This window comes from Streptomyces sp. URMC 127 (genome assembly GCF_051386535.1).
Taxonomy (GTDB): domain Bacteria; phylum Actinomycetota; class Actinomycetes; order Streptomycetales; family Streptomycetaceae; genus Streptomyces.
Map to the genome: position 1 here is coordinate 1 of NZ_JBPQTW010000274.1, position 7,665 is coordinate 7,665.

The following is a 7,665-nucleotide window of genomic DNA, read 5'->3' on the forward strand; positions in this document are numbered from 1 at the left end:
CGCCCCACCCGACCACAGACCCCATACCCCAGACGAACCCTCCGTAGGAGACACCGTGGAGCGAGACGACGCCCTCATCGCCCAGGCCAACGCCTGGCTCGCCGAGGACCCGGACCCCGAGACCCGCGAAGAGCTGGCCCAGCTCATCGACGGCGCCGCCGCCGGGGACACCGCCAAGCTCGCCGACCTCGCCGCCCGCTTCGCCGGCACCCTCCAGTTCGGCACCGCCGGCCTCCGCGGCGAACTCGGCGCCGGCCCCATGCGCATGAACCGCTCCGTCGTCATCCGCGCCGCCGCCGGCCTCGCCGCGTACCTGAACAAGCAGGGGGCCCTGGCAGCGGACGGCAGCGCCGGCACCGTCGTCATCGGCTACGACGCCCGCTACAAGAGCGCCGACTTCGCCCGCGACACCGCCGCCGTCATGGTCGGCGCCGGCCTCAAGGCCGTCCTCCTCCCGGAGCCCCTCCCCACCCCCGTCCTCGCCTTCGCGATCCGCCACCTCGGCGCCGTCGCCGGCATCGAGGTCACCGCCAGCCACAACCCGCCCCGCGACAACGGCTACAAGGTCTACCTCGGCGACGGCTCCCAGATCGTCCCGCCGGCCGACGCCGGCATCGCCGCCGAGATCGCCGCGGTCGCGAGCCTGAACGACGTCCCGCGCCCCTCCGAGGGCTGGGAGACCCTCCGCTACGAGGACATCGTCGGCGCCTACCTGGCCCGTACCGACGCCGTCCTCTCCGGCGGCTCCGCCCGCGACGTCCGCGTCGTCTACACGCCCATGCACGGCGTCGGCCGCCGCGTCCTGACCGCCGCCTTCGAGCGCGCCGGCTTCCCCGCCCCGACCGTGGTCGCCGCCCAGGCCGACCCGGACCCGGACTTCCCGACCGTGGCGTTCCCCAACCCGGAGGAGCCGGGCGCCATGGACCTCGCCTTCGCCACGGCCCGCGAGGCCCAGCCGGACATCGTCATCGCCAACGACCCGGACGCGGACCGCTGCGCCGTCGCCGTCCCCGACCCGGACAGCGCCGAGGGCTGGCGGATGCTCCGCGGCGACGAGGTGGGCGCGCTGCTCGCCACGCACCTCGTGCACAAGAACGCCCGCGGCACGTTCGCGACGACGATCGTCTCGTCCTCCCTCCTCTCCCGCATCGCCGCCGCGAGCACCGGCACGCCGTACACGGAGACGCTGACCGGCTTCAAGTGGCTGGCCCGCGTCGACGGGCTGCGCTACTCCTACGAGGAGGCGCTCGGCTACTGCGTCGACCCGGAGGGCGTCCGCGACAAGGACGGCATCACGGCCGCCCTGCTGGTGGCCGAGCTGGCGGCGGAGCTCAAGGAGTCCGGCCGCACCCTCAGCGACCTCCTGGACGACCTCGCGGTCGAGCACGGCCTGCACGCCACGGACCAGCTGTCGGTGCGCGTCCAGGACCTGTCGCTGATCGCGGACGCGATGCGGAGGCTGCGCGAGCAGCCGCCGACGGTCCTCGCCGGCCTGCACATCACGTCCGCCGAGGACCTGTCGAAGGGCACGGAGTCCCTGCCGCCGACGGACGGCCTGCGCTACCACCTCGCCGGTGACGAGTCGGGGACCGTCTCCGCCGCGCGGGTGATCGTGCGCCCGAGCGGCACCGAGCCGAAGATCAAGTGCTACCTGGAGGTGGTGATCCCGGTCGCCGACGCGGCGGGCCTCGCGGCGGCGCGGGCGAAGGCGGCGGAGGTCCTGACCGCGATCAAGACGGACCTGTCGCAGGCGGCGGGCATCTGATGCCGGAAGGGGCCCGGGGCTGACGCCCCGGGCCCCTATCGTTTTTGGTCAGCCGACCACCAGCAGCACCACGAACAACACCAGCCCGGCCCCCGCCGGCGCCAGCACCTCGTACGCCCACCGGACCACGACCTCCCCCTTCGCGTCCTCCCGCGACGCGCCCCGCTCGGCGAGCTCCTGCAGCTCGGAGACGGTCTGGTCGGCCGGCGCCTGCTGCTCCCCGCCGGCCCGCGCGGCCCGCTTCCGCTGCCGCAGCGAGACGGGCACGGACCACAGCTGGTACGTGGAACCGCCGGCGAGCACCTCGCTGGAGTACCCGGCCCGTACGGCGTCCACCGCCGCCCACGGCAGGGTGATCGTCCGGAAGGGGTTCCGCACGAGCAGCCGCGAGGCCCCGGCGAAGACGGCGGGCCGCAGCGTGAAGGCGATGATCAGCGGCACGACGCACAACAGGCCGGCCAGGGCCAGCCAGGGCGTACGGCCCTCGCCGCGGGCCACGGCGTCGCCGCCCAGCCAGCCGGCGAGGGCGAGCATCAGCACACCGCCGGCGATGCCGGCGGGCGAGCGGTAGCGCCTGTCGGCGAATTCCTGTTCGGGGCGAGGGCTCGTCATGCGCCAGATTGTGCCTGACGCGCCCGCTTCACCGCGGCCGGGCCGCGAGGCCGCTTCCGGCGCCGCCGGGGGGGCACCGCGGCGGGGCCGCAAGGCCCGTCCGGCACCGCCGGACACCACCGTCGTGGTACCTCGCCGCCGCGGCGGAGGGAGGGGCAGCGGCTGCCCGGACCAAGCGCCCGACCGCCCCGCACCGGAGCGAGGGCCGCCCACGGCCGGTCCGGCACCGCCGGACACCGCCGTCGTGGCACTTCGCCGCCGCGGCGGAAGGGGAGCGCAGCCGCTGCCCAAACGGACGGACGCCCAGCTAACCGGGCCGCAAGGCCCGTCCGGCGCCGCCGGACACCGCCGCGCACCCCCTCCGGTCAGGAGGGGTGTACACGCGCTACGCGCGTAGATATGCTCATCTGGTGACCATGCCCACCACAGTTACCGCACACGGCAACGACGCCGCGACGCGGCTGAAGGAGCTGGCGGACGCCACCGCCTCCGACAGTGCGCTGCGCCGCTTCCTGCACGGACTCCCGGGGGTCGACGCGGTCGGGCTGGAGGCCCGCGCCGCCTCGCTCGGCACCCGCTCGATCAAGACCACGGCGAAGGCGTACGCCATCGACCTGGCGATCTCGATGATCGACCTCACGACGCTCGAGGGTGCCGACACCCCGGGCAAGGTCCGGGCCCTGGCCGCCAAGGCCGTCAACCCCGACCCCACCGACCGCACGACGCCCCGCACCGCCGCCGTCTGCGTCTACCCCGACATGGTGGCGACGGCCAAGGCCGCCCTCGCCGGCACGGACGTGAAGGTCGCCTCCGTCGCCACCGCGTTCCCCGCCGGCCGCGCCGCGCTGCCGGTCAAGCTGGCGGACACGCGCGATGCGATCGAGGCCGGTGCGGACGAGATCGACATGGTCATCGACCGCGGCGCCTTCCTGGCCGGCCGGTACATGGACGTCCTGGAGGAGATCCGGGCCGTCAAGGCCGAGTGCGGCGACAAGGCCCGCCTGAAGGTCATCTTCGAGACGGGCGAGCTGTCGACGTACGACAACATCCGCCGCGCGTCCTGGATCGGCATGCTGGCCGGCGCGGACTTCATCAAGACCTCGACCGGCAAGGTCGCGGTCAACGCCACCCCGGCGAACACCCTGCTGATGCTGGAGGCCGTGCGCGACTTCCGCGCGCTGACCGGCGTCCAGGTCGGCGTGAAGCCGGCCGGCGGCATCCGCACCACCAAGGACGCGATCAAGTTCCTGGTCCTGGTCAACGAGACCGTGGGCGAGGAGTGGCTGGACAACACCTGGTTCCGCTTCGGCGCCTCCAGCCTCCTCAACGACCTGCTGATGCAGCGGCAGAAGCTGAGCACCGGGCGTTACTCCGGTCCCGACTACGTGACGGTGGACTGACCGACATGGCGAACCACATGGCGAACCCCATGGCCCACAAGGCATTCGAATACGCTCCCGCCCCCGAGTCGCGCGCGGTCGTCGACATCGCCCCGTCCTACGGCCTGTTCATCGACGGCGAGTTCACCGAGGCGGCCGGCGGCAAGGTCTTCAAGACGATCAGCCCCTCCACCGAGGAGGTGCTCTCCGAGGTCGCCCAGGGCTCCGCGGAGGACGTGGACCGCGCGGTGAAGGCCGCCCGCAAGGCCTTCGAGAAGTGGTCGGCGCTGCCGGGCGCCGAGCGCGCCAAGTACCTGTTCCGCATCGCCCGGATCATCCAGGAGCGCAGCCGCGAGCTCGCCGTCCTGGAGACCCTGGACAACGGCAAGCCGATCAAGGAGACCCGCGACGCGGACCTCCCGCTGGTCGCCGCGCACTTCTTCTACTACGCGGGCTGGGCCGACAAGCTCGACCACGCGGGCTACGGCGCGAACCCCCGCCCGCTGGGCGTCGCGGGCCAGGTCATCCCGTGGAACTTCCCGCTGCTGATGCTGGCGTGGAAGATCGCCCCGGCGCTCGCCACGGGCAACACGGTCGTCCTGAAGCCGGCCGAGACCACCCCGCTGTCGGCGCTGTTCTTCGCGGACATCTGCCGCCAGGCGGGCCTGCCCAAGGGCGTCGTCAACATCGTCACCGGTGACGGCACCACGGGCGCCGCCCTCGTCGCGCACGAGGACGTCAACAAGGTCGCGTTCACCGGCTCCACGGCGGTCGGCAAGGCCATCGCCCGTACGGTCGCGGGCACGGACAAGAAGCTCACGCTGGAGCTGGGCGGCAAGGGCGCCAACATCGTCTTCGACGACGCGCCCGTCGACCAGGCCGTCGAGGGCATCGTGAACGGCATCTTCTTCAACCAGGGCCAGGTCTGCTGCGCGGGCTCGCGCCTGCTGGTCCAGGAGTCGATTCACGACGAGCTGCTGGACTCCCTCAAGCGCCGCCTGTCCACGCTGCGCCTGGGCGACCCGCTGGACAAGAACACCGACATCGGTGCGATCAACTCCGCCGAGCAGCTGGCCCGGATCACCGAGCTGGCCGACAGCGGCGAGGCCGAGGGCGCCGAGCGCTGGGCCCCGGCGTGCGAGCTGCCGGAGAACGGCTTCTGGTTCCGCCCGACGCTGTTCACGAACGTCACGCAGGCGCACCGGATCGCCCGCGAGGAGATCTTCGGCCCGGTCCTGTCGGTGCTGACGTTCCGCACGCCGGGCGAGGCGGTCGCCAAGGCGAACAACTCGCAGTACGGCCTCTCCGCCGGCATCTGGACGGAGAAGGGCTCGCGCATGCTGGCCGTCGCGAGCAAGCTGCGCGCGGGTGTCATCTGGGCCAACACGTTCAACAAGTTCGACCCGACGTCGCCGTTCGGCGGCTTCAAGGAGTCGGGATTCGGCCGCGAGGGCGGCCGCCACGGCCTGGAGGCGTACCTCGATGTCTGATGCACGACTGAGTGTCTTCAAGACCTACAAGCTGTTCGTCGGGGGCAAGTTCCCCCGCTCCGAGAGCGGACGGGTGTACGAGGTGACCGACTCGAAGGGCAACTGGCTGGCCAACGCTCCGCTGTCCTCCCGCAAGGACGCCCGTGACGCGGTCGTCGCGGCCCGCAAGGCCGTCGGCGGCTGGTCCGGCGCGACCGCGTACAACCGCGGCCAGGTCCTCTACCGCGTCGCCGAGATGCTGGAGGGCCGCCGCGACCAGTTCGTGGCGGAGGTCGCCGAGGCCGAGGGCCTGTCCAAGGCGAAGGCCGCGGCCCAGGTGGACGCGGCGATCGACCGCTGGGTCTGGTACGCGGGCTGGACCGACAAGATCGGCCAGATCACCGGTGCGACGAACCCGGTGGCGGGCCCGTTCTTCAACGTCTCCTCCACCGAGCCGACCGGCGTCGTCGCCGTGCTCGCGCCGCAGGAGTCGTCGTTCCTCGGCCTGGTGTCGGTGATCGCCCCGGCGATCGCCACCGGCAACACCGTGGTCGTGGTGGCCTCGGAGAAGGCCCCGCTGCCCGCCCTGTCGCTGGGCGAGGTGCTGGCCACCTCCGACGTCCCGGGCGGTGTCGTGAACGTCCTGTCGGGCCGTACGGCGGAGATCGCGCCGTCGCTGGCCGCGCACCAGGACGTCAACGCGATCGACCTCGCGGGCGCGGACGCGGAGCTCGCGAAGGAGCTGGAGGTCGCCGCGGCGGACAACCTCAAGCGCGTGCTGCGTCCACAGCCTGTGGACTGGGCCGCGGCGCCCGGCACGGAGCGCATGACGGCGTTCCTGGAGACGCGCACGGTCTGGCACCCGACGGGGTCGCTGGGCGCGGGCGGCTCGTCGTACTGACGACGCGAGAAGGACGCGGGAAGACAGCGAGGCGGGGGGGGGGGGGGGGGGGGGGCCCCCCCCCCCCCCCCGCCTCCTCGCATCCGGGCCCGTACGGGCTCAGTGCCCCTTGGGCGGCACCGCCGGCCGCCCGGTCGGCAGCAGCGACGTCAGGTTGCTCGCGACGGGCAGGTCCGTCAGGCTGCCGCCCTTGGAGATCGGCTGCGTCGCCGGCCTGGTGGTGACCGGCTCCATGGGGCCGACCTTGGTGCCCACGGTGTTGTCGAACGGGTCGACCGGCGTGCCGGCCAGCGGGTTGGTCCGCAGGGTCTTCACCGTGTCGAAGATCCCCTCCGCGCCCGCCTCCAGGCCCTTGTCGGCGCCCTGGACGGCCGCGGGGATGTTGGTCTCGCCGAGCTGCGCGCGGGCCACGCCGCTGCCCATGCCGGGGTCCACGGCGTCGGCGCTCGCGGAGGCCGCGCCGCCCGCGGCGAAGGCCGCGCCCGCCGATACGGTCAGCCCCACGCGCAGCAGCATCCGGCGCCGTAGCGCTCTCGACGCCTTGCTGGCGGAGTGTGCGTGTCGTGCGTGCGAGGCCATGGCCACCTGCCGAGGTCGTGGGGGATGCGGGTGCGGAGCACAGAACGGGGTGCGCAGCCGGACGACAACGCAGAGTATGCGAGTAGTGACGCTGCGCGCACCATGCGACCCGGGGGGATCCCCCATGCGGACCAATGCCTCACACTGGTGTCCCGTGACTCCCCACCTGAGCCCCGCGCGCGTCATCCTGCTGACCGGTCCGTCCGGTTCCGGAAAGTCGTCCCTCGCCGCCCGTACCGGGCTGCCCGTCCTCAACCTGGACGACTTCTACAAGGAGGCCACGGACCCGACGCTGCCGCTCCTCGCGGACGGCTCGGGCACCGACTGGGACTCCCCGCTCTCGTGGAACGCCGACGCCGCCGTCGCGGCGATCGAGGCGCTGTGCCGCACGTCCCGCACGGAGGTGCCGCTGTACTCGATCGCCTCCAGCTCGATCACGGGGATGAGCGTCCTCGACATCGGGCGTACGCCGCTGTTCATCGCGGAGGGCATCTTCGCCGCCGACATCATCGACCGCTGCCGCGACCTGGGCGTGCTGGCCGACGCGCTGTGCCTGCGCGGCCGCCCCTCGACCACGTTCCGCCGCCGGCTGGTGCGCGACCTGCGCGAGGCCCGCAAGCCCGTGCCGTACCTGGTCCGGCGCGGCCTGCGGCTGATGCGCGCCGAGCGCGGCATCGTGGCCCGGCAGACGGCGCTGGGCGCTTACGCGTGCGGCCGGGAGACGGCCATGGGCCGGATAGCCGCGGCCGCGGCGGGCCGCCGCGAGAGCGTACGGATCTGACCGTTCCGGCCGCCGCTCCGGCACCGTACGCGTCACCGCAGTGCGCACCGCCTGACCGGGACTGCGGATGCGGCCGTGAGCGCACGGAAGCGCGCCGGGGCGCGCGGCCCGGCGCGGAAGCCGCGCACGGACGCGCAGAAGCGGGCCGGGACAGGCCCCCCGGCTGTCCGGCCCGCTTC

At 73.3% G+C, this 7,665-nt stretch carries 7 protein-coding genes; 5 read left to right on the plus strand and 2 right to left on the minus strand.

The genetic code is table 11. The features are described from left to right. Positions 1-55 precede the first annotated feature (55 nt). Positions 56-1,765, plus strand: coding sequence for a phospho-sugar mutase (locus tag ACSNOH_RS31635; protein ID WP_436724888.1), 1,710 nt, complete (start codon positions 56-58; stop codon positions 1,763-1,765). Between the two features lie 48 nt (positions 1,766-1,813). Here the strand turns inward: ACSNOH_RS31635 and ACSNOH_RS31640 are convergent, their stop codons facing one another. Next, positions 1,814-2,377 carry a PH domain-containing protein gene (locus ACSNOH_RS31640; RefSeq protein ID WP_436724889.1) on the minus strand — a complete coding sequence of 188 codons (564 nt, stop codon included), beginning with the start codon at positions 2,375-2,377 and terminating at the stop codon, positions 1,814-1,816. Between the two features lie 416 nt (positions 2,378-2,793). Here ACSNOH_RS31640 and deoC point away from each other — a divergent pair, with 416 nt between their 5' ends. From deoC to ACSNOH_RS31655, 3 genes are read left to right on the plus strand one after another with little or no spacing between them, the layout of a single operon-like run. Continuing rightward, positions 2,794-3,777 (plus strand): deoxyribose-phosphate aldolase, encoded by a 984-nt coding sequence (gene deoC / locus ACSNOH_RS31645; protein WP_436724890.1) that lies wholly within the window; start codon positions 2,794-2,796, stop codon positions 3,775-3,777. Positions 3,778-3,806: 29 nt separating this feature from the next. Continuing rightward, on the plus strand, positions 3,807-5,246 hold the full coding sequence (locus ACSNOH_RS31650; RefSeq protein WP_436724894.1) for an aldehyde dehydrogenase family protein: 1,440 nt from the start codon (positions 3,807-3,809) through the stop codon (positions 5,244-5,246). Then, a complete protein-coding gene (locus tag ACSNOH_RS31655) occupies positions 5,239-6,126 on the plus strand; it encodes an aldehyde dehydrogenase family protein (RefSeq protein WP_436724891.1) in 888 nt (295 codons plus the stop codon). The genes ACSNOH_RS31650 and ACSNOH_RS31655 overlap by 8 nt, the downstream gene beginning before the upstream one ends. Positions 6,127-6,225: 99 nt before the next feature. On the opposite strand, the gene ACSNOH_RS31660 is transcribed toward ACSNOH_RS31655, so the two are convergent. Further along, entirely contained in the window at positions 6,226-6,630 is a 405-nt protein-coding gene (locus ACSNOH_RS31660; RefSeq protein WP_436724892.1) for a hypothetical protein, read from the minus strand. 199 nt (positions 6,631-6,829) lie between these two features. Between ACSNOH_RS31660 and ACSNOH_RS31665 the strand changes: the two genes are divergently transcribed. Further along, complete coding sequence (locus ACSNOH_RS31665; RefSeq protein ID WP_436724893.1) at positions 6,830-7,486, plus strand: ATP-binding protein; 657 nt, start codon at positions 6,830-6,832, stop codon at positions 7,484-7,486. Positions 7,487-7,665 lie beyond the last annotated feature (179 nt).